The sequence below is a fragment of the Brevundimonas sp. genome (genome assembly GCF_029945885.1).
GTDB lineage: Bacteria > Pseudomonadota > Alphaproteobacteria > Caulobacterales > Caulobacteraceae > Brevundimonas.
In genome coordinates this window covers 42,828-68,152 of the sequence record NZ_JAQSDK010000028.1, presented here as the reverse complement: position 1 = coordinate 68,152, position 25,325 = coordinate 42,828, and the positions used below count along the sequence as shown (strand labels likewise).

Annotated in this window: 22 protein-coding genes; 10 read left to right on the top strand and 12 right to left on the bottom strand. The window is 67.8% G+C overall.

The features are described 5' to 3' along the window. Positions 1-28 precede the first annotated feature (28 nt). Positions 29-568 carry a hypothetical protein gene (locus tag PSV00_RS11005; RefSeq protein WP_300447077.1) on the top strand — a complete coding sequence of 180 codons (540 nt, stop codon included), beginning with the start codon at positions 29-31 and terminating at the stop codon, positions 566-568. Positions 569-677: 109 nt separating this feature from the next. On the opposite strand, the gene PSV00_RS11000 is transcribed toward PSV00_RS11005, so the two are convergent. The 11 genes from PSV00_RS11000 to PSV00_RS10950 all read right to left on the bottom strand — a co-directional run bounded on the left by PSV00_RS11000 (position 678) and on the right by PSV00_RS10950 (position 13,763). After that, a complete protein-coding gene (locus PSV00_RS11000) occupies positions 678-935 on the bottom strand; it encodes a DUF6289 family protein (RefSeq protein ID WP_300447075.1) in 258 nt (85 codons plus the stop codon). Positions 936-1,036: 101 nt separating this feature from the next. Then, entirely contained in the window at positions 1,037-3,694 is a 2,658-nt protein-coding gene (metH, locus tag PSV00_RS10995) for a methionine synthase (RefSeq protein ID WP_300447320.1), read from the bottom strand. Next, positions 3,682-4,749, bottom strand: a complete 1,068-nt coding sequence (locus tag PSV00_RS10990; protein WP_300447072.1) for a homocysteine S-methyltransferase family protein — start codon at positions 4,747-4,749, stop codon at positions 3,682-3,684. The genes metH and PSV00_RS10990 overlap by 13 nt, the downstream gene beginning before the upstream one ends. Then, positions 4,746-5,693, bottom strand: coding sequence for a methylenetetrahydrofolate reductase [NAD(P)H] (metF, locus tag PSV00_RS10985; protein WP_300447070.1), 948 nt, complete (start codon positions 5,691-5,693; stop codon positions 4,746-4,748). The genes PSV00_RS10990 and metF overlap by 4 nt, the downstream gene beginning before the upstream one ends. After that, a complete protein-coding gene (locus tag PSV00_RS10980) occupies positions 5,693-6,655 on the bottom strand; it encodes a metalloregulator ArsR/SmtB family transcription factor (RefSeq protein ID WP_300447068.1) in 963 nt (320 codons plus the stop codon). Before PSV00_RS10980 ends, metF begins: the two co-directional genes overlap by 1 nt. A gap of 68 nt (positions 6,656-6,723) precedes the next feature. Further along, complete coding sequence (locus PSV00_RS10975) at positions 6,724-7,668, bottom strand: 2-hydroxyacid dehydrogenase (protein ID WP_300447066.1); 945 nt, start codon at positions 7,666-7,668, stop codon at positions 6,724-6,726. Between the two features lie 111 nt (positions 7,669-7,779). Continuing rightward, on the bottom strand, positions 7,780-9,447 hold the full coding sequence (gene ettA, locus PSV00_RS10970; protein ID WP_300447063.1) for an energy-dependent translational throttle protein EttA: 1,668 nt from the start codon (positions 9,445-9,447) through the stop codon (positions 7,780-7,782). Positions 9,448-9,578: 131 nt separating this feature from the next. Further along, positions 9,579-10,190: a TIGR02466 family protein gene (locus PSV00_RS10965; RefSeq protein ID WP_300447060.1), complete on the bottom strand. Its 612-nt coding sequence runs from the start codon at positions 10,188-10,190 to the stop codon at positions 9,579-9,581. 10 nt (positions 10,191-10,200) lie between these two features. Then, positions 10,201-11,505 (bottom strand): amidohydrolase family protein, encoded by a 1,305-nt coding sequence (locus PSV00_RS10960; protein ID WP_300447057.1) that lies wholly within the window; start codon positions 11,503-11,505, stop codon positions 10,201-10,203. Between the two features lie 73 nt (positions 11,506-11,578). Then, positions 11,579-11,902: a hypothetical protein gene (locus tag PSV00_RS10955; protein WP_300447055.1), complete on the bottom strand. Its 324-nt coding sequence runs from the start codon at positions 11,900-11,902 to the stop codon at positions 11,579-11,581. Between the two features lie 1,096 nt (positions 11,903-12,998). After that, positions 12,999-13,763, bottom strand: a complete 765-nt coding sequence (locus PSV00_RS10950; RefSeq protein ID WP_300447053.1) for a methyltransferase — start codon at positions 13,761-13,763, stop codon at positions 12,999-13,001. A 132-nt stretch (positions 13,764-13,895) separates the two neighbouring features. On the opposite strand from PSV00_RS10950, the gene PSV00_RS10945 reads away from it, so the two are divergent. Beyond that, the gene (locus tag PSV00_RS10945) at positions 13,896-14,912 is read left to right on the top strand and encodes a polyprenyl synthetase family protein (RefSeq protein WP_300447050.1); all 1,017 of its coding nucleotides are present in this window, start codon (positions 13,896-13,898) and stop codon (positions 14,910-14,912) included. A 22-nt stretch (positions 14,913-14,934) separates the two neighbouring features. On the opposite strand, the gene PSV00_RS10940 is transcribed toward PSV00_RS10945, so the two are convergent. Further along, complete coding sequence (locus PSV00_RS10940) at positions 14,935-16,140, bottom strand: pyridoxal phosphate-dependent aminotransferase (protein ID WP_300447047.1); 1,206 nt, start codon at positions 16,138-16,140, stop codon at positions 14,935-14,937. A 216-nt stretch (positions 16,141-16,356) separates the two neighbouring features. Between PSV00_RS10940 and PSV00_RS10935 the strand changes: the two genes are divergently transcribed. The 8 genes from PSV00_RS10935 (at position 16,357) to rodA (ending at position 25,296) form a co-directional block, all read left to right on the top strand. Beyond that, positions 16,357-17,181, top strand: coding sequence for a hypothetical protein (locus PSV00_RS10935; protein ID WP_300447044.1), 825 nt, complete (start codon positions 16,357-16,359; stop codon positions 17,179-17,181). A 382-nt stretch (positions 17,182-17,563) separates the two neighbouring features. Continuing rightward, positions 17,564-18,277 carry a VTT domain-containing protein gene (locus tag PSV00_RS10930; RefSeq protein WP_300447042.1) on the top strand — a complete coding sequence of 238 codons (714 nt, stop codon included), beginning with the start codon at positions 17,564-17,566 and terminating at the stop codon, positions 18,275-18,277. Between the two features lie 70 nt (positions 18,278-18,347). Then, positions 18,348-18,965, top strand: a complete 618-nt coding sequence (locus PSV00_RS10925) for a glutathione S-transferase C-terminal domain-containing protein (protein WP_300447039.1) — start codon at positions 18,348-18,350, stop codon at positions 18,963-18,965. 215 nt (positions 18,966-19,180) lie between these two features. Further along, positions 19,181-20,221 (top strand): rod shape-determining protein, encoded by a 1,041-nt coding sequence (locus PSV00_RS10920; RefSeq protein WP_300447036.1) that lies wholly within the window; start codon positions 19,181-19,183, stop codon positions 20,219-20,221. 140 nt (positions 20,222-20,361) lie between these two features. Beyond that, positions 20,362-21,558, top strand: a complete 1,197-nt coding sequence (mreC, locus tag PSV00_RS10915) for a rod shape-determining protein MreC (RefSeq protein ID WP_300447033.1) — start codon at positions 20,362-20,364, stop codon at positions 21,556-21,558. Then, the gene (locus PSV00_RS10910) at positions 21,555-22,073 is read left to right on the top strand and encodes a hypothetical protein (protein WP_300447028.1); all 519 of its coding nucleotides are present in this window, start codon (positions 21,555-21,557) and stop codon (positions 22,071-22,073) included. Before mreC ends, PSV00_RS10910 begins: the two co-directional genes overlap by 4 nt. After that, positions 22,070-24,148, top strand: a complete 2,079-nt coding sequence (gene mrdA, locus PSV00_RS10905) for a penicillin-binding protein 2 (RefSeq protein WP_300447026.1) — start codon at positions 22,070-22,072, stop codon at positions 24,146-24,148. Before PSV00_RS10910 ends, mrdA begins: the two co-directional genes overlap by 4 nt. After that, positions 24,145-25,296, top strand: a complete 1,152-nt coding sequence (gene rodA / locus PSV00_RS10900; RefSeq protein ID WP_300447024.1) for a rod shape-determining protein RodA — start codon at positions 24,145-24,147, stop codon at positions 25,294-25,296. Before mrdA ends, rodA begins: the two co-directional genes overlap by 4 nt. Positions 25,297-25,325: the final 29 nt, after the last annotated feature.

Here is a 25,325-nt window from a genome sequence, read left to right as displayed (position 1 = left end):
GGTGGCCGCCGTTTTTGAAGGTTGATCCATGAGTATTCTTGCCGTCATCGCCGCCGCCGCTGCCCTTCACGGCCTGCCCCAGGACGGACCGATCATGACCGCGCCGGCCGCCGAGGCTGCGGATGCGGTGCGTTACCGCGAGGCTGTGGCCTATGCCAATCCGATGCCGCGGGGCGCGCCGACGGCCGACTATCCCCTGGTGGCCTGGTGCGATGCCCTGGTCAGCGGCCATGTCGCCATCGGCGAGAGCCTGACCAACGGGGATCCGCTGGATCTCGACATCATTCGGCTTGGCAGGCTGGAGGCGGCCGATTTCCGCGCCGCGCTGAGAACCGCCGAACCGCGTCAGACGGCTGCGACCCGGGCCGCCGCCCGTGAGGCCGCCGCCGAGGCCACGGCGCGCTGGGCCCCGCTGATGGCCCAGGACGAGGCCGTCCGCAGCCAGGCCTTCGGCCTGTTCTTCGGCCTGCCGGGCCGGTGTGAACATGCCGCGCGCCGGATTCGGGAAAACGTCACCACCGCCCCGGCGACCCCTGAAGACGTGGGTCTGGAAGACCCGGCCGCCTGAGGCGAGGGGGCTATCGGATCAATCCAGCAGACAATCGGTTAGTCGAATTGAATGAGGCACAGCAGAGATCATCTGCTGTGCCCCTGTCTCAGGTAAAGAACGAAAGCTGTCAGGGATTCCAGCCGACCGGCGGCCAGTTGCCTTCGCATCGTTCATTGCTGATCTCGATATAGTAGGGCGTAACCGTGCCCCAGCCGCGGAACTGCCGCTGGCATGTATTGATCCAGTAGCCGACCTGGACCGTGAAGGTCGCGTCGGAATAGTATTCGCGTTCTCGCATAAAGTCGGTGGCGCTTGCGGGACCGGCAAGCATCGGGGACGCGATGGCGATGCCCAGAGCGAGCAATTTGGCGGCTTTCACTAACATGAGACCCTCCTGGTTCGACCACCTGTGATGGTGGGTGAGGGTAGGTTGGCCAACCTAAGGGCGAAACACAACTCGGTTCACAACCCTGTGTTTTTCGAACCTCACCCTGCCGGGTCGTAGTTGAGGATCGGGGCCAGCCAGCGTTCGGCGGTGGCCACATCCCAGCCCTTGCGCCGGGCATAGTCCTCGACCTGGTCGCGATCGATCTTGCCGACGCCGAAATAGTGGCTGCCGGCATGGCCGAAATACAGGCCCGAGACCGAGGCCGGCGGCGTCATGGCGAAGCTCTCGGTCAGGGCCATGCCGGCGTTCTGTTCAGCCTGCAGCAGGCGGAACAGGGTGGCCTTCTCGGTGTGATCGGGCTGGGCCGGATAGCCGGGTGCCGGGCGAATACCCTGATATTTCTCGGCAATCAGGTCGTCGACACTCAGCGCCTCATCGGCCGCATGGCCCCACAGTTCGGTGCGGACCTTGCGATGCAGGGCCTCGGCAAAGGCCTCGGCCAGCCGGTCGGCCAGTGAGGTCGCCAGGATCGACGAATAGTCGTCGCCCGCGTCCTTGAACCGTTTGGCCACCTCCAGCTCGCCGTGACCGGCGGTGACGGCGAAGGTCCCGATATAGTCCTGACCCTGTTCGGCGACGAAGTCCGACATGGCCAGGTTGGGCTTGCCGTTCGACTTCTTGATCTGCTGGCGCAGGGTGTGGAAGCGGGCGATCTCGTCGGTCCGGCTCTCGTCGGCATAGACAGCGATGTCGTCGCCGACCGCATTGGCGGGCCAGAAGCCGACCACGCCCTTCGCCGTGAACCATTTCTCGTCGATGATCCGCTTCAGCATCGCCTGGGCATCGCGGAACAGGTCCTGGGCCGCCGTGCCGACGATCTCGTCCTCGAGGATCATCGGATAGCGACCGATCAGCTCCCAGCTGGCGAAGAAGGGGGTCCAGTCGATGTGGTCGGCCAGGTCCTGCAGGTCCCAGGCGTCGAAGGCGCGCACGCCGAGGAAGGACGGCGCGCCGGGCAGGGGCGTGGCCGGATCGGGCCGGAAGCGGTTGGCGCGGGCGGCGGCCAGGGTGGCGCGGGCCTTGACCTCCTGCCCCCGGGCATACTGTTCGCGGATGCGGACGTATTCCTCGCGGGTAATGGCCTCGTTCTTGGCCCGTTCGGTCTTGGACAGCAGGCCGGCGACCACGCCGACGGCACGGCTGGCGTCAACGACATAGGTGGTCGACCCGGCCTTGTAACCCGGCTCCACCTTGACCGCCGTGTGGGTGCGGCTGGTGGTGGCCCCGCCGATCAGCAGCGGAATGGTGAAGCCGCGCCGCTCCATCTCCCGGGCCACGAAGACCATTTCGTCCAGCGAGGGGGTGATCAGGCCGGACAGGCCGACGATGTCGACCTTGTGCTCGATCGCCGCGTCCAGGATCCGGTCGGCCGGGACCATGACGCCCAGGTCGATGACCTCGTAATTGTTACACTGCAGCACGACGCCGACGATGTTCTTGCCGATGTCATGGACGTCCCCCTTGACCGTGGCCATCAGAATCCGGCCCGCCTGTTCGCGGGGTTTGCCGGCCTTCTCGGCCTCCATGAAGGGCTCGAGGTGGGCGACCGCCTGTTTCATCACCCGCGCGGACTTGACCACCTGGGGCAGGAACATTTTCCCTGCGCCGAACAGGTCGCCGACCACGTTCATCCCGTCCATCAGCGGGCCCTCGATCACGTGCAGCGGGCGTTCGACCGACAGTCGGGCCTCTTCGGTGTCCTCGACGATCCAGTCGGTGATGCCGTTGACCAGGGCGTGTTCGATGCGCTTGCCGACCGGGCCCTCGCGCCATTTCAGATCGACGACCCGGGCCACCCCCTTGTCGCCCTTGTAGTTGGGGGCGATGTCGACGAGGCGTTCGGTGTTGGACACATTGGTCCGCTGCGGCCGGTTCAGGATCACGTCCTCGACGGCCTCGCGCAGCATCGGGTCGATGTCCGTATAGACCGGCAGGTCGCCGGCGTTGACGATGCCCATGTCCATGCCCGCCTGGATGGCGTGGTACAGGAAGACCGAGTGGATCGCCCGGCGCACCGGCTCATTGCCGCGGAAGCTGAATGAGACGTTCGACACCCCGCCGGACACCTTGGCATGGGGCAGGGTGGCCTTGATGACCCGCGTGGCTTCGATGAAGTCGACGGCATAGTTGTCGTGTTCCTCGATCCCCGTCGCCACGGCGAAGATGTTGGGATCGAAGATGATGTCCTCGGGCGGGAAACCAACTTCGTCCACCAGGATGTTGTAGGCGCGGGTGCAGATCTCGATCTTGCGCGCGGCGGTGTCGGCCTGGCCCTGTTCGTCAAAGGCCATGACCACCACGGCGGCACCGTAGCGCAGGCATTTGACCGCCTGCTGCCGGAACTCGGCCTCGCCCGCCTTCATCGAGATCGAATTGACGATCGGCTTGCCCTGGACGCATTTCAGCCCGGCCTCGATCACCTCCCATTTGGAGCTGTCGATCATCACCGGCACCCGGGCGATGTCCGGCTCGGCCGCGATCAGGTTGAGGAAGGTGACCATGGCCTGCTGCGAATCCAGCAGGCCCTCGTCCATGTTGATGTCGATGATCTGGGCCCCGGCCTCGACCTGTTGGCGCGCGACCGACAGGGCAGCCGGATAGTCGCCGTCGATGATCAGCTTCTTGAATTTGGCCGAGCCGGTGACGTTGGTCCGCTCGCCGACGTTGATGAAGGTGGGACGCACTAGGCTACCAATTCAAAAGGTTCGAGGCCGGACAGGCGCATGGCCACGGGACGTTCCGGGATCACCCGCGTCGGCAGTTTCGCCACCGCCTCGGCCGTGTGGCGGATGTGGTCGGGCGTGGTGCCGCAGCAGCCGCCGACGATATTGACCAGCCCCGAGGCCGCCCATTCCTCGATGAAATGGGCGGTCTGGTGCGGTTCCTCGTCATACTGGCCCATGGCGTTGGGCAGACCGGCGTTGGGATAGGCGGCGACCAGGGTGTCGGCGACGCGGCTCAGTTCGGCGATGAAGGGCCGCATCAGGTCGGCCCCGAGGGCACAGTTGAAGCCGACGGCGAAAGGCTTGGCGTGGCGCACGCTGTTCCAGAAGGCCTCGGCCGTCTGGCCCGACAGGGTGCGGCCCGAGCGGTCGGTGATGGTGCCCGAAATCCAGATCGGCAGGGCCTCCATGCCCTCGTCCTCAAGGTCCATGATCGCCTTGATCGCCGCCTTGCAGTTCAGCGTGTCGGTGATGGTTTCGATCAGATACAGGTCGACGCCGCCCTCGTTCAGGGCCCGGACCTGCTGTTTGTAGGCGTCATAGACCTGGTCGAAGGTCACCAGCCGGGCACCGGGGTCGTTCACGTCCGACGACATGGACAGCATCTTGTTCAGCGGGCCGATCGAGCCGGCGGCGAAGCGCGGCTTGTGCGGTTCCTTCGCTGTCCAGCGATCGGCGGCGGCCCGAGCCAGTTTCGCCCCCTCAAGATTGATGTCCCAGACGGCGTCGGCCCCGAGTTTGTAGTCGTCCTGGGCGATGACGGTGGCGCTGAAGGTGTTGGTCTCGGAGATGTCGGCACCGGCGGCGAAATACTGGTCGTGCAGGCCGGCGATGATGTCGGGCCGGGTCAGGCACAGGATGTCGTTATTGCCCTTCATCTGGCCGATGTGGTCCGCGAAACGCGCGCCGCGGAAATCCTCTTCGGACAGGTCCTGGCGCTGGATCATCACCCCCCAGGCCCCGTCGAGGACGAGGATGCGCGCCTTGGCGGCGGCATGCAGGGCGGCGATACGGTCGGCACGGGTCATTTGGCAGTCTCACGCACGCCCAGAACCCGGCAGATCGCATAGACGAGGTCGGCGCGGTTCAGGGTGTAGAAATGGAAGTCGGCAAAGCCCTCTTCCTGCAGCCGGGCGCAGGTCTCGGCGGCAACCGAGGCGGCCAGCAGCTTGCGGGTCTCGGGGTCGTCGTCGAGGCCGTCGAAATGGGTGGCCAGCCAGGCGGGAACGGCCGTGCCGCAGCTGGCGCTCATCCGCTGCAGGGCCGCAAAATTGGATACGGGCATGATGCCCGGGATCAGGGGAATGGTGATTCCGGCGGCGCGGATGCGATCGCGGAAGCGCAGGAAGGCGTCGATGTCGAAGAAGAACTGGCTGACGGCCCGGGTCGCCCCGGCGTCGATCTTGGCCTTGAGCACATCGATATCGTGGTCGATCGACGGGCTTTCGGGGTGTTTCTCGGGATAGGCCCCGACGGTGATGTCGAAGCCGCCGACGGCACTGATGGCCTGGCTCAGTTCGGTGGCATTGGCATAGCCGTCGGCGCGCGGCTGATAGGCCCCGCCGATACCGCCGGCGCTCTCGTGACCGCCGGGCGGATCGCCACGCAGGGCGACGATATGGTCGACGCCGATGGCCTTGTAGCTCTCGATCACCTCATCGACCTCGGCCCGGCTGGCCTCGACGCAGGTCAGGTGGGCGGCGGGGCGCAGGCTGGTCTCGGCGATCATGCGCTGGACGGTGCGATGGGTTCGCTCGCGGGTCGAGCCGCCGGCCCCGTAGGTGACCGAGACGAAGGCCGGGTTCAGCGGCTCCAGCCGACGGACGGCCTGCCAGAGGGTGACCTCGGCCTCGTCGGACTTGGGCGGGAAGAATTCGAACGAGACCCGCACGGGATTGTCGTTCTGGCCGGCGCGGGCCACCGGCCCCAGAGGGGACAGCAGCAGGGCGCGGGCTTCGGCCAGGGTCGCCATTAGTCCGGACTCCGTGAGGTATCGGCCGGGCGCGCCGCGGACCAGATGGTCACGGTCAGGCCGGCGGTGTCGGGGGGTAGGGCGACCGGGGGAGCCGAAACCAGTCCGGCCTCGGCCAGCCAGTGGCCGATTTCCTCATCCGTGAAGCCAAGGCGGCGGTGCTGGTGCTGCTCGCGCAGCTCTTCCATTTCGTGCGGCGCGAAATCGACGATCAGCAGACGCCCGCCCGGGGCGACCAGACGGGCGGCCTCGACCACGGCAGCGGCGGGGTCGACCAGATAGTGCAGCACCTGGTGCACCAGAACGAGGTCGGCGCTGTGTCTCGGCAGACGGGTAGCGAAGATGTCGCCATGTCGCAATTCGATCCTGTCGAGCCCGGCGCGGGCGACATTGCTGCGGGCGATGTTGAGCATACTCTGGCTCAGGTCCAGCCCGACGGACATTTTGGCCTTCCGGCCCAGCAGGGTCAGCATCCGGCCCGATCCGGTGCCGAGGTCGACGATCCGTTCGAACGGACCGGGGCCGGCCGCCGTTTCGATCGCGGCCTCGACCGCGCCTTCCGAGACGTAGAGGGAGCGCAGTCGGTCCCACTGGGGGGCGACCCGTTCAAAATAGGCGGCGGCGTCGGCCTCGCGTTCACGGTGGACGTCGCCCAGACGGGCATGGTCACGTTCGCCGGCCTCGTCCTCGAGCAGGTCCAGGACGGTGTCGACCAGTCGCCGGGCTCCGCCATCGGAGGACAGGCGGTAGAAGACCCTGGCTCCGTCCGGGAAGCGTTCGACCAGGCCGGCGTCGGTCATCAGTTTCAGGTGGCGGGACACGCGCGGCTGGCTCTGGTCGAGGATGCCCGACAGCTCCATCACCGACAGCTCCTCGCCGGCCAGCAGCGACAGGATGCGCAGGCGGGTCGGCTCGCCGGCGGCGCGCAGCATATCGACGGTCTGGTCGGCGGTCAGTGTCATGGGTCCTGCTTCTGCGGATCATATAAGGATATCCTTATATGATCATGCAAGGCAATTCCCTTGTCCGCTCAGGAAGCTGGGGACGGGTCCGTGACCGGCGACACCAGCGGCTCGCCGGCGAAGGCGGCGTGCAGGTTCTGCATCAGCAGCATCAGCATACCCTGGACCGCCTCCGTGGTGGCCCCGGCGGTATGGGGGGTCAGGACGGTATTGGGGACATCGGCCCAACGGGCGGCGTCGGTCGGTTCGTCCTCGAAGACGTCGAGGGCGGCCTGGCCGAGGCGGCCATCCTTCAGGGCCGCGATCAGGGCGGCCTCGTCGACCAGCTGGCCGCGGGCGACATTGACCAGCAGACCGTCGGGGCCGAGGGCGTCGATGACCTCGCGGGAAATCAGGCCGATATTGTCGTCGTCGGCCCGGCAGGCCACGACCAGGATGTCGCTGTCGCGGGCCAGGTCCAAAAGAGAGGCAGCGCGGGGCCAGTCGGCCGGCCGGTCGCGCGGACTCCACCACTGGACGCGCATCCTCATCGCCTCGACCCGGCGGGCGAGGGCGGTGCCGATCCGGCCCAGACCCACGATACCGACGCGCTGGCCGTGCAGGGAGGGGGTGATGGTGCGGACATCGGCGGTCCAGCCGCCGGCCCGCATCTGGCGGTCGCCGGCGACGATCTGGCGGCGCGCCGCGAGGATCAGGCCCAGGGCGTGGTCGGCGACGTCCTCGTGATTGACGCCGGGAGCATGGGTGACCGGGAGACCGCGGGCGCGGCACCAGGCCACGTCGATGCCGTCATAGCCCGAGGTGAAACAGGCCAGCAGTTCCAGATTGGGCAGGCGCTCGATCAGCTGTTTGTCGATCGGATATTCGCCGGCCACGATCATGGCGCGGATATCGTCGCGGGCCTCGACCGGGGGGCCTTCCCAAAACCGGTAAACCGTATAGGTCGCCTCGAGGAAGGCGGTCAGCGGGGCGAGGTGCCGCTGCATGATCAGGATGGCGGGGCGGTGGGTCATGGGGTGATCCTACACCAGCCCCGGGGCCTGCTAGCAAATCAGAATTCGAACGCCGGCAGAGGCGGCTCCGGCTGACCGTCCCGTGCGGGACAATCAGCCGGTCCAGGCCGTCTAGCGTGCGAACTTCTGGAATTTGATCCGGTGGGGGATCAGGGCGTCGGTGCCGAGGCGGCGCTTCTTGTCTTCTTCGTAGGCTTCGAAATTGCCCTCGAACCATTCGACGTGGCTGTCGCCCTCGAAGGCGAGGATGTGGGTGGCCAGACGGTCGAGGAACCAGCGGTCGTGGGAGATGACCACGGCGCAGCCGGCGAACTCCTCCAGGGCCTCCTCGAGGTTCTGCAGGGTCTCGATGTCGAGGTCGTTGGTCGGTTCATCGAGCAGGATCAGATTGCCGCCGGTGGCCAGGGTCTTGGCCAGGTGCACGCGATTCCGTTCACCCCCCGACAGCTGGCCGACCTTCTTCTGCTGGTCGCCGCCCTTGAAGTTGAAGCTGCCGACATAGGCGCGGGTGTTGATCTCGCGCTTGCCGACCATCATCACATCGGTGCCGCCCGAGATCTCTTCCCAGATGGTCTTGTTGGGATCGAGGCTGTCGCGCGACTGGTCGACATAGGCCAGTTTGACCGTCTCGCCGACCTTGATGGTGCCGCCGTCCGGCGTCTCCTGGCCGGTGATCAGACGGAACATGGTCGACTTGCCGGCCCCGTTGGGGCCGATCACGCCGACGATGCCGTTGGGCGGCAGTTTGAAGGTCAGGTTGTCGAACAGCAGCTTGTCGCCGTACGACTTCTTCAGCCCCTCGACCTCCAGCACCACATTGCCCAGACGCGGACCGGGCGGGATCTGGATCACGGCGTGGGTCTGGGCCCCGCGCTGGCCTTCCTGTTCGGAGACCATGCGCTCATAGGCGGCCAGACGGGCCTTGGACTTGGCCTGACGGGCCTTGGCCCCCGAGCGGACCCATTCCAGTTCGCGGGTCAGGGCGCGCTGGCGGGCTTCGGATTCCGACTGCTCCTGCACGACGCGCTTGGTCTTCTGCTCCAGCCAGCTGGAGTAGTTGCCCTCATAGGGGATGCCCTTGCCGCGATCGAGTTCCAGCGTCCATTTGGTGACGAGGTCGAGGAAGTAACGGTCGTGGGTCACCAGGATGACGCAGCCCGGGAAGGCCTCGAGGTGGTGCTGCAGCCAGGCCACGGACTCGGCGTCGAGGTGGTTGGTCGGTTCGTCGAGCAGCAGCATGTCGGGCTTGGACAGCAGCAGGCGGGCCAAGGCGATGCGGCGCTTCTCACCGCCGGACAGGTTCTCGACCGACCAGTCATTGGGCGGGCAGCGCAGGGCGTCCATGGCCATCTCGACGCGGCTGTCGATGTCCCACAGGTCGCCGGCGTCGATCTTCTCCTGGAGGGCGGTCATCTCCTCCATCAGCTCGTCGGTGTAGTTTTCACCCAGCTCCATGGCGACGGCGTTGAAGCGGTCGACCAGCTGTTTCTCCTCGCACCAGGCGATGGCGTTGTCCCAGACGTTCTTGGTGTCGTCGAGGTGGGGCTCCTGCTCGAGGTAGCCGCGCTTGATGCCGTCGGCGGCCTTGGCCTCGCCGGTGAATTCCTTGTCCAGCCCGGCCATGATCTTCAGCAGGGTCGATTTACCCGAACCGTTGACGCCGACGACGCCGATCTTGGCGTCGGCATAGAAGCTCAGCCAGATGTTTTCGAAGATCTTCTTGCCGCCGGGGAAGGTCTTGGTGAGACCCTGCATCTGGAAAATATATTGCTGCGCCATGAGGTGCGGTGCGCCCTGTCGTCTGATCGGTGGGGGGAGGTAGGCGGGGGATGTAGCCGCCACGCCGGGTTTGGGCAAATCATAGGGGCCGGGAAGGGCGGTTTGATGGCCGATCCGCCGGGGGGGACCTCTCAGGCGTAGTTGAAGCTGATCGAGATGCGCTCCGATTTCGCGGCATTGGGCGGCACCTCGTGGCGCAGCCAGCTTTCCCACATCAGGATCGTGCCGGCGGCGGGGGACAGATAGACGAAGGGCTTCTCGGCCAGGGGGGCGTCGGCGGTGACGGCGGGGCGGGCCATCATCATGGCCAGACGCGGGTCCTCCAGCTTCAGGGCCGAGGCGCGGTCGGGGACCTCGACATAGACGGTACCGGACAGATAGGCGTGCGGATGGATGTGGCCGGAATGGCCGCCGCCGGGCTTGAGGATATTGACCCAGAGATTGTCGAGCTTCGGCTTGCGCGCCAGGTCGAAATTCAGCGCCCGGGCATAGGCCAGGGCGTGGCGGTCCAGCAGCCGTTTCAGGTCGGCGAACTCGGGCATGCGCTGCGGCAGGTCGTTGAGCGAGCCGTAGGAGGTGTAGCCGCGATAGGCGTGTTCGCGGCACCAGGCGCGGCCGGCCCCGTCCTCCTCGGCCAGGCTGCGGCAGGCCTCGGCCAGGTCGGCGTTGAAGGTGTCGAAGTCCGGCTCGGCCGCGAGGCTGGCTTCATAGACCTGGGTGACGAAGAGGGGGCGCAGGGACATGGGCGTTCCTCTAGCGCGTGGCGGCCGTGTCGTCGCGCACGATCACGCCGTCCTTCATCACCAGCCGCACGGCCAGAACGGCGGTGATGTCCCGGGTCGGGTCACCCGCCACCGCCACCAGATCGGCCAGCAGGCCGGGCCGGACCGCGCCCAGCCGGTCGTCGACATGGAAGATGCGGGCATTGCCCGAGGTGGCGGCGATCAGGACCTCGGAGGCCGGCATGCCCTCGGCCGCCATCAGCACCATCTCGCGGGCATTGGTGCCGTGGCTGTAGACGCCGACGTCGCCGCCCATGCACATCGTCACCCCGGCGGCGCGGGCGGCGGCGAAGGCGCGGCGCTTGGCGAGGACGTTTTCGGGCGCGAATTCCTGGCCGTCCCAGCCGCGATAGCGGGTGATGGCGTCGGTCGCGGTGAGGGTCGGACACAGGGCCACGCCATGGTCGTGCATCAGGCGGAAGATCTCGGGCGTGCCGGCGTCGCCGTGTTCGATCGTGTCGGCCCCGGCCAGGATGGCGCGGCGCATGCCCTCGACCGTACCGGCGTGGACGGCGACGGTGCGCCCGGCCGAATGGGCGGTCTCGACGGCGGTGGTCAGTTCGGCCTGGGAGAAGGTCGGGCGGCTGGGCTCGCCCGGGCCCCAGCGATAGTCGGCATAGAGTTTGACCAGATCGGCCCCGGCCGCGATCTGGCTGCGCACGACGCGGGCGATGTCGGGGCCGTCGGCCGGTTCGGCCCCCAGGGGGGTGGTGAGGCCGGGCTCGAATCCGCGCGGACCATAGGCCCCGGTGGCGACGATGGCCCGGCTGGCGATCAGCAGACGCGGGCCGGGGACGATGCCCTGGTCGATGGCCTGTTTCAGCCCGGCGTCGGCATAGCCGGCCCCCTCGGTGCCGAGGTCGCGCACCGTGGTGAAGCCGGCCATCAAGGTGGCCCGGGCCGAGACCGTGGCCCGGGCGGTGCGCAGGGCCAGGGGTTCGTGCAGGACCTGATCGTCCCAGCTGGTCTCGTCATAGGGGTGCAGGAACAGGTGGGCATGGCCCTCGATCAGGCCCGGCATCAGGGTCAGGCCGGGCAGGTCGAGGACCGTCGCCCCGTCCGGCGCGACCAGATCGGGACCGGCCGCCACGATGCGGTTGCCGCGCACCAGCACCGACCAGCCCTCGTGCGGGCGGGCCTCGACCCCGTCGAAGACCCGGTCCGGGCGCAGCAGGACGACCGTCTGGGCGGGGGGGCGGGGCTGGGCTTGCGCCGGGGCTTGAGCCTGGGCGGGGGCGGCAGCCAGCAGGGCCAGAAGCAACAGAACAAGACGCATGGTGGGGACCCCGGTGACCGACGCGGCACTGAAGCGCGACCGGGGCGGCGGAGCAAGGCGTCCGGGGCAAAGCTCAGGGGGCGGGCTGGTCCGCATCGGGCCGGTCAGGGTCGTGCCCGCGCGCGGCCTGCAAGGCCACCGCCTCGGCCAGCAACAGGGTGGCGGACAGGATGTACTCCTCGGGGTCGGGCCGGTCACCGGCGCGGAGGGCGGCGACGAACAGGGTTTCGCGCGGGCCGACGGGCTGGGCCTCGCCCCGCATCAACATCTCCAGCCGGACCTGTTGCAGGGCGCGGGCGAACAGGCGGTCGCGGCGACGGGGGCCGGGCGGACGCGGGCGTATGGTGATCTCCTGTTGGGTTGGACGCCGGACGTGCGGCGGTGACCTGCGGCGCAAGCGACACAGGGGCGGGGAGGGTGCGGGGCTGCCGGGCCTCGCCCGGAGCAAAGGATAAAAACCGTTTCGACGAGGATGACGCCCCGCGCAGCCGTTTTCCACGCGCCCTCCGGCTGGCGGCCCTGTTCGGACCTTGCCGGACCGTCCCGCGCCCGTTGCCGGGCGCGGGGGTCGGGACGGAGGTGCCGGTCGTGCCGGGATCGCTCCGCCCTCGGGCCCGCGGCGAGCAGTGAACGGCATCCCGCGCCGTCCAAGGGACCCCCGGAGGAATCCGCCCCCGGGCTTCATCGCTCGACCACAGCCCCGCCGCCGTGCGGGCGCTGGATCCGACGCCCTCCCCATCGGCGGGGATGGGAGGGAGTCTGGCACAGGGCTGGACCGGGGCGGGTTTTTAGCGGGGCGTGGAGACGAAGGGGTTGAATCGGTTGGGGAAGGGGGAGGGGAGATGCGCGGGTTTTGGGGAAGGGTGTGGCACCGGGGCGAGGGCGGTATAGGCTGCAGAAAGCCGCCCGATCATGCCGGGGCGTTCTGAGCGAAAGAGTGCGATCAATGATATATATTGTTTCGAACCTATACCGTTGGCCCGGCATGTTTGTCGCCTTCGCATTGTTTGTTGCGGCGGCTGCTTACCTGAATGGATGGATTGGGTTCGGCGTATTTTGTTCTTATGCACTTCTATCCTACTTCTTGAAGTGTCCACGCTGTGGACTCTCTACGATGGTCGGTTATCGCAAGGCCGGGTCCTGGTTGCCGCGGGAATACAATTCGATGTGGACCCGTAAACACTGTCCCGAATGCGGCCTGGATTTTACCAAGCACCGGTTTGGTGAACGCTTTGATCGTTAGGGGTGTCGGGAAGGTCAGGGCACGCCGTCCCGGATCGCCGCCCTGCGGCGTCCGGGATGACAAGGTGTGTGGCTCCCCCCTTTAAATCCGTCATCCTCGGGCCTGTCCCGAGGACCCAGGGTTCAGCGGTTTCGACCTTTGGATCAGGGAATGCCGCTTGAGGGCGCGAGACGTCAGCCGCTGGTGCGGTGGTGAAATGGGTCCTCGGGACAGGCCCGAGGATGACGGGTGGGGGGCGTTTGGCGGGGAGTCACCAGCCCAGCGCCGCCTCGCCCCGCAGGATGGCCTCGGCTTCCGGCGTGTGTTTGGCCCCGGTGCGGTCGTGCAGGATCAGGGCGGGCAGCAGGCGCAGCGGGGCCTTGCCGGTCTTGACGGCCAGGACGAGGATGCGTTTGGCGGGTTCGTCGGCGAAGGGCTGGACCGGGCGGATGGCGAAGGTGCCGGCCCCGGGGCCCAGCAGGGCGAGGATGTCGGCCAGGCGGTCGGCGCGGTGGATCATCACGATACGGCCGTTCTCGCGCACGGCCTTGAGCAGGAACCGGGTCCAGGCGGCGAGGCCGTCGTCGGCCATCCACGCGCCCGCCTTGCCGGGAGCCGGGGCGCGCAGGGCGGTGGGGTCGTCGAAGAAGGGCGGGTTGGAGACGGCCCAGTCGGCCGGGGCGGTGTCCAGGGCGCGGAAGCCGGCGGCGACGTCGCCGGTCAGGACGGTGGCGCGGTCGGCGATGCCGTTCAGGGCGGCGTTGTCGCGGGCCAGGGCGGCGGCGGCGGGGTCGCGCTCCAGCCCGGTCAGGCGGGTGCCCGGACAGCGGGCGGCGATCTGGGTCAGGACGGCCCCGGCCCCGCAGCCGGCCTCGAACACGGTCTGGCCCGGCCGGGCGGGGACGGCGGCGGCCAGCAGGGCGGCGTCCATGCCGGCGCGATAGCCGCGCGCGGGCTGGCGCAGCCGGACGCGACCGCCCAGCAGGGCGTTCTCGACGGTCTCGGTGCTGGCGGTGTCTGTCGGTGCGACGGTCACGCGGCTTGACCCTTTAATGCGTGATCATCATTGTGCGCCGCATCGCTGCGGGGCAAGGCTGCGGCTGGATTTCAGGCGCGATTCTCCCCGTGTCCGCCCGCCCCGTCTCCGCCTGATGTGAAGAGTTCTCCCTTGGACGCTGTTTCCGCCGCCGCTCCCCGCTCGAAGGGCGACGTCGAGCCCCTGGTTCGACTGGCAGCCGCTGACATGGCGGCGGTCGACGCGCTGATCATCGCGCGGATGCAGAGCCAGGTGCCGGTGATTCCGCTGCTGGCCGACCATCTGGTGGCGGCCGGGGGCAAGCGGCTGCGGCCGATGCTGACCGTGGCGGCGGCGCGCGCGGCCGGGGCGACCGGCGACATCGACGCCCCGCGCAAGCTGGCGGCGGCGGTCGAGTTCATTCACACGGCGACCCTGTTGCACGACGATGTCGTCGACGCCTCGGACATGCGGCGCGGCAAGGTGGCGGCGCATCTGATCTGGGGCGCGCCGTCCAGCGTGCTGGTCGGGGACTTTCTGTTCGCCCGGGCCTTCGAACTGATGGTCGAGACCGGCCAGATGCGGGCGCTGGGCATATTGGCCAAGGCGTCCAGCGTGATTTCCGAGGGCGAGGTGCTGCAGCTGACGCGGGCCCACGACCTGAACCTGGACCATGACACCTATCTGCAGATCATCTCGGCCAAGACCGCCGAACTGTTCGCCGCCGCCGCCGAGGCGGGGGCCGTGGGCTGCGGGGCCGGGGAGGCCGAGATCGCGGCGCTGCGGGCCTATGGACTGAACCTCGGCCTGGCCTTCCAGCTGGCCGATGACGCGCTGGACTATGGCGGCACGTCCGAGGCCCTGGGCAAGAACGCCGGCGACGATTTCCGCGAGGGCAAGGTGACCCTGCCGCTGCTGCTGGCGGCGGCGCGGACCAAGGGGACCGAGGACGCCTTCTGGGACCGGACCATCAACAGTGGCGACCGCAACGAGGCGGATTTCGTGCGGGCGCGGGCGCTGGTGATCGGCTCGGGTGCGATCGGGGCGACGCTGGACCTGGCCGGGGACTATGCCGATCTGGCCCGGGCCGCACTCGACGTGCTGCCGGACAGCGACTGGCGCGCGGCGCTGGAGCAGCTGGCCGATTTCGCGGTCAGCCGCGCGGCCTGAGTCCCGATAGGCCGCGGCCGGTCTAGCGCAGGCTGGCGCAGAACCGCTGGATGCGGCGGCAGCCTTCCTCCAGCACCGCCTCGCTGGTGGCGTAGCTGATGCGGAAATAGGGCGACAGGCCGAAGGCCGAACCCTGGACCACGGCCACGCCCTCGCCGTTCAGCAGTTCGGTGGTGAAGGTCTCGTCGCTGTCGATGACCACGCCGCCCTCTGTGGTCTTGCCGATCAGCCCGTCGATCGAGGGATAGACATAGAAGGCCCCCTCGGGCACCGGGCAGCGGATGCCGGTGGCCTGGTTCAGCATCGAGACGACCAGGTCGCGGCGCTTCTCAAAGGCCCGGCCGCGTTCGGCGATGAAGGCCTGCGGCCCGTTCAGGGCCTCGACGGCGGCCCACTGGCTGATCGATGAGGGGTTGGAGGTGGTCTGGCCGGCGACCTTGCGCATCAGGTCGATCAGCGGCCTGGGACCACCCGCGTATCCAATGCGCCAGCCGGTCATCGCATAGGCCTTGGACACGCCGTTGACGGTCAGGGTGCGGTCGTAGAGGTCGGGCGCGACCTGGGCGAAGGTCGTGTATTCGAAATCGCCGTAGATCAGGTGCTCATACATGTCGTCGGTCATGACCCAGACCTGGGGGTGACGACGCAGGACAACGGCCAGGGCTTCCAGCTCGGCCCGGGTATAGGCGGCCCCGGTCGGGTTGGAGGGGGAGTTGAGGATCAGCCATTTGGTCCGGGGCGTGATGGCCGCTTCCAGCACCGCGGGCTGCAGCTTGAAGCCGTCGGCCTCGAGCCCGACCACCTCGACCGGCTCGCCGCCGGCCAGCAGGACCATGTCGGGATAGCTGACCCAGTAGGGAGCGGGGACGATGACCTCGTCCCCGGCCGACAGGGTGGCCATCAGGGCGTTGAACAGCACGGCCTTGCCGCCCGGGGCCACGTGGATCTGGGCCGGGGTGTAGGCCAGGGCATTTTCACGGGCGAATTTGGCGACGATGGCCGCCTTCAGCTCGGGCAGGCCGTCGACGTCGGTATATTTGGTCTCGCCGCGCTGGATGGCGGCGATGGCGGCGGCCTTGATATTGTCGGGGGTGTCGAAGTCCGGCTCGCCGGCCCCGAGGCCGATCACATCGCGGCCTTCGCGCTTGAGCTCACGGGCCCGGGCGGTGACGGCGAGGGTGGCCGAGGGCTTGACCCGGGACAGGGCGGCGGATTGCAGGCTGGACATGGAATCTCCCGATGCTGCCCATGTCCTTACGCAGTTGCGAAGGCGCGATCAAACGGGACCTATGTACGTATTGGACCTGCGCCGTTTCGTGCGGCGCAGTAATTGCCGTTTATCCACCGGTTCACTCACGCCGAACCCCTCTGTGTTCACTCTGCGTTCTAGTCGACCGGTCATTGCTCTTCCCTTTCCACTCGGGGTGTGCAATTGGGGGGTGTCATGACCGAGTCTTCCTCCTTCGCCGCTGCTTCTGAGCACCAAGTCCTTCGCAGCGTCGTCTCGCGCTGGGAGGCGGAGCTGCGGGCGATGGATGCTCGCCGTGGTCAGGTGCTGGAAAAGCTTGAAGCGGCGAAGCGGCTGCTAGACATCATGGGCAGTGAGCCCCCTGTCGAGATGATCAGACCGGCTGAGCGCGAGGAGTCCAGTCACTCCGGCACGCAGTTAATGATTCCTGAAGTCGGGAGTCATCCTGTCGAGGTGAAGACCGACGCGAAGTGGGTCGATTTAGTCCGGCAGTGGGTGGGTGCCTCATACGATGGCCTCAGCTATGCCGACTTGCGGGGGATGATCGGTAAGCACCCGAAGATCTCCGAACGCTTCGCCATCAGTGACAAGGGCTACTACAACGCGCTGAGCCGCTTGGTGAATCGGCAGGAGTTGATCAGGCACAACGGTCGCTTGTTCACCGCCGAAGCGTTCGAACGCTATCGGCGGAAGGTGGCCGGCGGGCTGATCGTGGACCTTCCGGCCCCGATGCCCTCTTCGCATTCACCGATGGGCGAGGCGGTGATGGATATCGTCTGGGCGAACCGGGAGCACGGTATCGTCGGCAAAGACATTATCGCCGTCCTCCGCAACGATGCCGAATTCAACGCGACCCTGACCCCTCACACCTCAGGAGCTTACAACGTCATTGCGCGGCTGACCAAGCGAGGCCAGCTGATCCGCAGAGACGACGGGCTCATTTTCCCGGGCGGCCGCATGGCGCCTCGGAGCCCCGACAGCAAATGGATTCAATGGCACGAGGGGGGCGAGGCCGTGTAACCCCAAACAGAAAAGCCCGCCTTGCGGCGGGCCTCCCCCGAAACTGACTCGGGCCAGATGACCCTGCAACCTCGTCTTCTAGCAAAGCGAATGTAGGCGAATCCGGCCCGAGTTGCAAACTGCAAACCGGGAGACTCCGGCAATGACTACGCGTGCCCAACGGCGGCGAAAGAAGCGCTGCTACCTGCTCAACTGTCCCTACCGCTGCCCGCAGCGGTACCGGAAGCCGAAGCTGAGGCCCCATCCTCGACGGTAGGCGACAGCTAGGCGGTACCGCCAGACCCCTGTGCGGGTCTGGCGGCCTTCTGGGCTTGACCCCCTGGCCCTGATCAAACGCAACAGTCTGGCGATCCCCCCGGCGGGAATGCTAGGTGCTGAAATCATGCGCCGGCTGGTCGATTTTCTGCTGAATATGGAGGGCCGCCGCTGGCGGGCCCTGCTGGCGACCAGCCTGTTGCTGGGGGCCACCGTGGCCTTGTTGATGGTCGGCAAGAGCCAGCTGGGTCTGGACGCCGAGGTCCGGCTGGAGGCCTGGCTGCAGGGCTATGCCGGCAGTCCGCTGGCGCTGCTGGCGACGGTGGCGTTGTTCATTCTCGCGGCCTTTATCGGCGTGCCGCAGTTCATCCTGATCGCGGCCTGTGTCGTCGCCTTCGGGCCGTCACTGGGCTTTGCCTACAGCTGGTTCGCGACCGTGGTGTCGGCGGCGGCGACCTTCTGGCTGGGGCGGATCACCGGCGGGGGACTGCTGGAGCGGTTCGGCGGCAAAACGCTGGACCGGCTGTCGCGGTTCGTCGGCAAGAACGCCTTCTATGCCAGCTTCATGATCCGCAATGTGCCCTCGGCCCCGTTCATCGTCGTCAATATGGCGTTCGGGGTGACCCGGGCCTCGTTCTGGGCCTTCCTGGCCGGGTGTGCGCTGGGCGTGCTGCCCAAGACGGCGCTGGTGGCCTTTTTCGGCGGGGCGGTGGTGGCGGCGACGCGGGGCGACGGGGTCTGGACCTCGGCGATCCTGGCCGCGGTGGCCGTGGTCTGGCTGGCGATCATGCTGGGCGTGCGCGAACTGGTGAAGCGCCGCGAGGACCGGACCGCCAAATAGGCACTGCACTTGTTACGGATAACAGGGCCGCCTATGTGCGTTGTCCCATCGAACCCGACCGGAGCCCGACATGCTGAAACTGTATTTCTCACCCGGGGCCTGCGCCATGGCCTCGCACATCGCCCTTGAGGAATCCGGTGCCCCCTATGACGCGGTCAGGATCGACCTGAAGAAGGGCGAGCAGAAGACCCCGGCCTATCTGGCCATCAATCCGGCGGGGGTGACCCCGGCCCTGGAGACCGAGCGCGGGGTGATCACCCAGAACGCCGCCATCCTGGGCTTCATCGCCCAGACCCGCCCGCAGCAGAACCTGGCCCCGGTCGGCGATCCGTTCCGGATGGCGCGTTTCAACGCCTTCAACGGCTGGCTGGGATCGTCGCTGCATCCGGCCATGGGCAGGTTGCTGTTCAGCCGCCCGCCGCTGGAGGGGGAGGCCCGGACCGAGGCGGTCGAGGCCGTGCTGGTGAAGCTGCAACTGGTCGAGGACGGCCTGCTGGAAGGGCCGTGGGTGATGGGCGATACCTATACGCTGGCTGACGGCTATCTGATGGTGTTCGAACGCTGGGCCCGCGGGGCTGACCTGCTGGATCCGGGGCGGTTTCCCGGGCTGAACGCTCATCTCGACCGGGTCCAGGGACGGGCAGCCGTCCAGCGTGTGCTGGAAGCCGAGGGGCTGGACGCCGTCTGAAGCGGGGCGATGCCGGTTTCGTCATCGTCCGGCCTGCGGAGGATTGTCATCGGGGCTTGTAATCCCCCCGTCATGCGGGCAAACGAGCCCCTAGTCGGCTCGGCGAAGACGGTCAGAAACGTGGTGCGTATGGGGATGCGTGCGACGGGGCGTCGCTGAAGCGGACTGACACGACGATCGCCCTTCAGGCCTGAACCAGACGGTATCCCGCGCCCATGTTCTCTCCATTTTTCGGCATGATGTCGAACGACATCGCCATCGACCTCGGCACCGCAAACACCCTTATCTATATGAAGGGCAAGGGGATTGTGCTGAATGAGCCGTCCGTTGTGGCGCTCAGGAATGTCGGTGGTCGCAAGATCGTTCATGCCGTCGGCATCGAGGCCAAACAGATGCTGGGCCGCACCCCGGGCCATATGGAAGCCATCCGTCCGATGCGCGACGGGGTCATCGCCGACTTCGAGGTCGCCGAGGAAATGATCAAGCATTTCATTCGCAAGGTTCACAACCGCAAGGGTTTCGTGAACCCCAAGGTCATCGTCTGCGTGCCGTCGGGGGCCACCGCCGTCGAACGTCGCGCGATCAATGATTCCTGCCTGAACGCCTCGGCCCGCCGCGTCGGCCTGATCGACGAGCCGATGGCCGCGGCCATCGGGGCCGGCCTGCCGATCCACGAGCCGACCGGTTCGATGGTCGTCGACATCGGCGGCGGCACCACCGAGGTGGCCGTGCTGTCGCTGTCGGGTATCGTCTATTCGCGCTCCGTGCGCGTGGGCGGCGACAAGATGGACGAGGCGATCATCTCGTACATGCGCCGCAACCATAATCTGCTGATCGGCGAGACCACCGCCGAGCGCATCAAGAAGGACATCGGCACCGCCCGCATCCCGGCCGACGGCGAAGGCCTGTCGATCGAGGTCAAGGGCCGCGACCTGATGCAGGGCGTGCCGCGCGAGGTGCGCATCTCCGAGCGCCAGGCCGCCGAGGCCCTGGCCGAGCCGGTCACCCAGATCATCGAGGCCGTGAAGGTCGCGCTGGAAGCCACCCCGCCGGAACTGGCCGCCGACATCGCCGACAAGGGCATCATGCTCACCGGTGGTGGCGCGCTGCTGCGCGGCCTGGATGCCGAAATCCGTGACCACACCGGCCTGCCGGTGTCGGTGGCCGACGATCCCCTGTCCTGCGTGGCCATCGGTTGTGGCCGGGTGCTGGAGCATCCGCGCTGGATGAAGGGCGTCCTCGACTCGGCGCTCTGATCCGGGCGGTCCCCGGGCCGTCTCAAATCCCTGTCATCGTGGACGTCGCGCCGGTTCCCAACCGGCCCGTATTTTGCGATAGCCTGTGTGGATCAGCGGGAATGTCCCGCTGATTCTTGCTCTTTGCTGGAAGGCGCGCCGTGGCGTTTCGCGACGGACCGTTCGAAAATCTCAAGGTGCCGCTGGTCTGGACCGCGGCAGTTGTTGTCGTGGCCGCCGTCGTGGCCTCGGTCCTGCTGCTGCTGAACGACCAGAGGGCCAGCGGCGACCAGGCCGGCTATGGCGCGGCGCGCGCGACCACCGATGCCGTGGCCGGGCCGGTCGGTGGGGTGTTTGCCGCCCCGGTGCGCTGGGCCGGGGCCGCGAGCGACTATGTCGGCGGCTATTTCTTCGCCGTTTCCGAAAATCGCAAGCTCAAGCAGCAGCTGTCGGAATTCCAGCAGCAGCGCGATCAGGTCATCGCGCTGAAGAACGTCAATGCCCGCTATGAGGTGATGCTGGGCGTTCGGACCGAGCCCCCGGTGCCGATGGCCACGGCCCGGTCGATCTCGGAATCGCGCGGCCCGTTCAACCGGGCGCGCCTGCTGGACGTCGGCAGCGCCAAGGGCGTCACGGTCGGCAATCCGGTCATCAACGAACACGGGCTGGTCGGCCGGATCATCGGTACCTCGACCCATGTCAGCCGGATGCTGCACCTGACCGATGTGGCCAGCCAGACGCCGGTGCTGATCGCCCGCAGCGACGCCCGCGCCATTCTGAAGGGCGACGGCAGCGGCAACCCCCGACTGGAATTCGTCCGCGGCTTCGGTGCGATCGAGGTCGGGGACCGGGTGCTGACCTCCGGCGACGGCGGCGGCTTTCCGCGCGGCCTGCCGATCGGTGTGGCCGCCAAGGGGATCGACGGCTCCTGGCGGGTCAAGCTGTTCAGTGACCGCGGCGCGATCGACTATGTCCGGGTCATGCTGTTCCAGGATTTCGGCCAGCTGCTGGAATCGGATGATCTGAATGCCGCGCCGCTGGCCGGCCTGATCTCGGCCCCGTCCCCGACGGCGGCCCAGGCCGCGGCCATCACCGATGCCGCCGCCCGCCGCGCGGCGGTTTCGGCCGAGGCGACCACCCGCAATGGCGGCGCGACCGCAGCGCGACCCGCTCCGACGCCGACCCCGGCTCCGCCACCGGCCGCGCGACCGACTACGACCGCAGCGGCAACGACGACACCGGCACCTGCTCCGGCCCGCCCGCGGCCATCGGGACCGCGCCCCTATCAGCCGGCGACACCGCCCGCGACGACGCCACCGGCAGCCGCCACGCCCCCCCAGCCAGGAGCTGACGGGTGAGGCGTTCGATGGCGGTCCGGGTCGTCGGCCCCCTGCAATGGATCGTGTATCCGGCCCTGATCGCGATTGCGGCCACGATTGTCCTGGCCACGCCGGTGAAATTGTTCGGCCTGACCCTGCCCGAGCCGATCCTGCCGATGGTGCTGGCCTTTTCCTGGCCCCTGATCCGCCCGTCGGTCCTGGCCCCCGCGGTCCTGCTGGGCCTCGGCCTGCTGCTGGATATTTTCTGGGCCGGTCCGCTCGGGATGTGGGGGCTGGCGCTGTCGGCGGTCTATGGCGTGGTGCTGTTGTCGCGCAGCTTCCTGCTGGGTCAGGAGACCAGCGTCCTGTTCGTCTGGTATACGGCCTGCACCCTGATGGCCTTCATCCTGGCCTATATCATCGTCACCATTGGCTCGCCGACCGCGCCCAGCGTGCTGGCGACGATCGCCCAGATCGTGCCCACCCTTCTGGTGTTCCCGCTGGCCCACATCATGATCGAGCGGTTCGACGACGGGGATGTGCGGTTCCGATGAGCCACGAACCCTCCATCTTCTTCTCGGACGTCAACGAGCGCCAGGGGTCCTTCCTGCGGCGGACCTTCGTGCTGGGCGGGCTGACCACCCTGGGCGTGGTGGCCCTGACCGCGCGTCTGGCCCAGCTGCAGGTCATCCAGGCGCAGCAGTATGCGACCCTGGCGACCAACAACCAGTTTAACTTCCGCCTGGTGCCGCCACCGCGCGGTCGGATCCTGGATCGCAACGGCGTGGTCATCGCCGGCAACCGGCCCAGCTTCCGGGTGCTGGTGGTGCGCGACGAGACCAAGGACCTGGACGATACGCTGGACCTGCTGGGCCGGCTGCTGCCGGACACGCTGGAGCGGCGTCGGGCGATCATCCGCGACGTCAACGCGGCCCCGCGCTTCTCGCCGGTTCCGGTCAAGAGCGACCTGAGCTGGGAGGAGTTCGCCCGGGTCAATCTGTACGCCAACGAACTGCCCGGCGTGATGGCCGACATGAACGAGGCCCGCTACTATCCGTTCGGTGGCTCGTTCGCCCATGTGATCGGCTATGTGGCCAAGGTCTCGGACCGGGACATCCAGGCCATTCGCGACAAGGGCGAGGACCCGCCGGCGCTGCTGTACAATCCCGGTTTCCGCATCGGCCGGTCCGGCGTCGAGAAGTCGCTGGACGAGGATCTGCGCGGCGAGGCCGGGGGAACCCGGGTCGAGGTCGATGCGCGCGGCCGCGTCGTCGGCGAGGACGTCGGCGGCTCGCTGGCGGCGACGCCGGGCAAGGACGTGGTCCTGACCCTCGACGCCGATGTGCAGAACCGGGCGCTGGAGGTGTTCGGCGAAGAGGCCGGCGGCTGCGTGGTGATGGACGTCCGCAACGGCGACATCCTGTGCATGGTCTCGGCCCCGTCGTTTGACGCCAACCTGTTTGTCAGCGGCGTGCCGGGCAATATCTACAATGCCCTGCGGGACTATGAGCGCAAGCCGCTGCTGGACAAGGCCATCTACGGCACCTTCCCGCCCGGCTCGACCTTCAAGATGACGACGGCCCTGGCCCTGCTGGATGCCGGGGTCAATCCGACGGAGCGGGTCGTCTGCACCGGCGGCTATCGCTACGGCAACCGCACCTTCCGCTGCTGGAAGCGGGGCGGGCATGGCGCGATGGACATGCACAACGCCATCAAGAACTCGTGCGACACCTATTTCTACCACATGTGCAACCGGGCCGGCATCGACCGTATCGCCCGGGTGGCCGGGGATCTGGGCTTCGGCAACACCTATGAGATCGGCATCGCCGGCCAGTCCAGCGGCACGGTGCCGTCGCAGAAGTGGAAGGCGGACTACGCGCGCCGCACCGGGGCCACCCATCCCGACGCCGGCACCTGGTATCCGGGCGAAACCCTGTCGGTGGCGATCGGCCAGGGGGCGCTGTCGGTCAGTGCCCTGCAGCTGGCGGTGATGACCGCGCGCCTGGCCAACGGCCGCAAGGCGATCCAGCCGCGCCTGGTCCGGTCGGTCGGCGACGAGGACCGCCGGTCCGGGGCCGAGGTGCCCAACCTGCCGTTCAGCCAGGAGCATCTGGACATCGTCCGCGGCGGCATGGCGGCGGTGGCCAATGATGTGACCGGCACCGCCTATCGCGCGTCGCAGCTGGGGCTGGGCGACATCCAGATGGCGGGCAAGACCGGCACGGCCCAGTCGCGCGACTACGGCTCGGGCTCGCGCGGGCCGCGCGACGCCGTCTGGACCCGGCGCGACCACGCCCTGTTCGTAGCCTTCGCCCCCCACGACGCGCCGCGCTATGCCATTGCCCTGATCATCCAGCATGCGCCCGCCGGCGGGGCCGCCGATGCTGCGCCGCGGGCGCGCGAGATCATGAAGACCGTGCTGCTGAAGGATCCGGACATGCGGGCCCGTATCGAGCGTCCCGCGCCGCCCGAAGCCGCCACCGCTGAGGCCGACGAGGGTGAGGCCGGGGCCCTGCCCGGTGGCGAAGTCACCGGAGCGGCCGCGGCCGAGGTGCTGACGCCCAGCCCGTCGGCCCCGGCGCGCACGGCCACCTCCGGCCCCCGTCCCTATCTGTCGGAGCCGCGATGACCTCCTCCGCCCTGACCCGTCCCGGCGAACGCGACCGTCTGTCGGTCAAGCTGACCCAGATCGACTGGCGTTTCGTCGGCCTGCTGACGGTCGTGACCTCGATCGGCGCCGGGATGCTGTTCTCGGTGGCCAAGGGATCCTGGGATCCGTGGGCGGCCAAACACCTGATCCGTTTCGGCGTGATGCTGGCCGTGATGCTGCTGCTGTCGCTGGTCCACCTGAAATGGTGGTTCCGCGCCGCCTATCCGATCTACGGAGTCGCCCTGCTGATGCTCGTGGGGGTCGAACTGTTCGGCTATACGGCCATGGGGGCGACGCGCTGGCTGGATATCGGCATCACCCGGATCCAGCCGTCCGAGATCATGAAGATCGGCCTCGTGCTGGCCCTGGCGCGCTGGTACCACGGGGCCTCGGCCCAGGACGCCAAATTCTCGTGGAAGCTGATCTTCCCGATAGGGATGATCGCCGCCCCCTTCCTGCTGGTGGCGCACCAGCCGGACCTGGGCAGCGCCATGCTGATCGGCCTGACCGGGGCGGCGATCATGTTCATGGCCGGGTTGAGCTGGAAGATCATCGTCGCCGCCGGTTCGGCCGCCGTGGCCGCGGCCGTGCCGTTCGTACTGTTCGTGATGCACGACTACCAGCGCAACCGGGTCCTGACCTTCCTGAATCCCGAGGGCGACCCGTCGGGTAACGGCTATCACATCATCCAGTCCAAGATCGCCCTGGGCTCGGGCGGCCTGCTGGGCAAGGGCTACGGCCTGGGCAGCCAGAGCCAGCTGGAATTCCTGCCGGAGAAACACACCGACTTCATCTTCGCGGCCGTGTCCGAGGAGTTCGGCTTCGTCGGCTCGTTCACCGTGCTGGCCTGCTATGTCGCCATCATCGTCATCGCCCTGCGGATATCGTCGCTGTCGCACAGCCATTTCGGCCGGCTGGGCGCGGCGGGGATGACGGCGACCTTCGCCCTGTATGTGCTGATCAACGGGGCCATGGTCATGGGTCTGGCCCCGGTCGTCGGGGTGCCGATGCCGCTGCTCAGCTATGGCGGCACGGTGATGGCCACGGTGATGATCGGCTTCGGCCTGGTCATGGCCACGCGGGTGCACCGCTATGCCGAACTGCCCAAGGGCCACGGCCTGATCTGATCCGGCTTCCGGCGGCGCGGGCCAGGCGG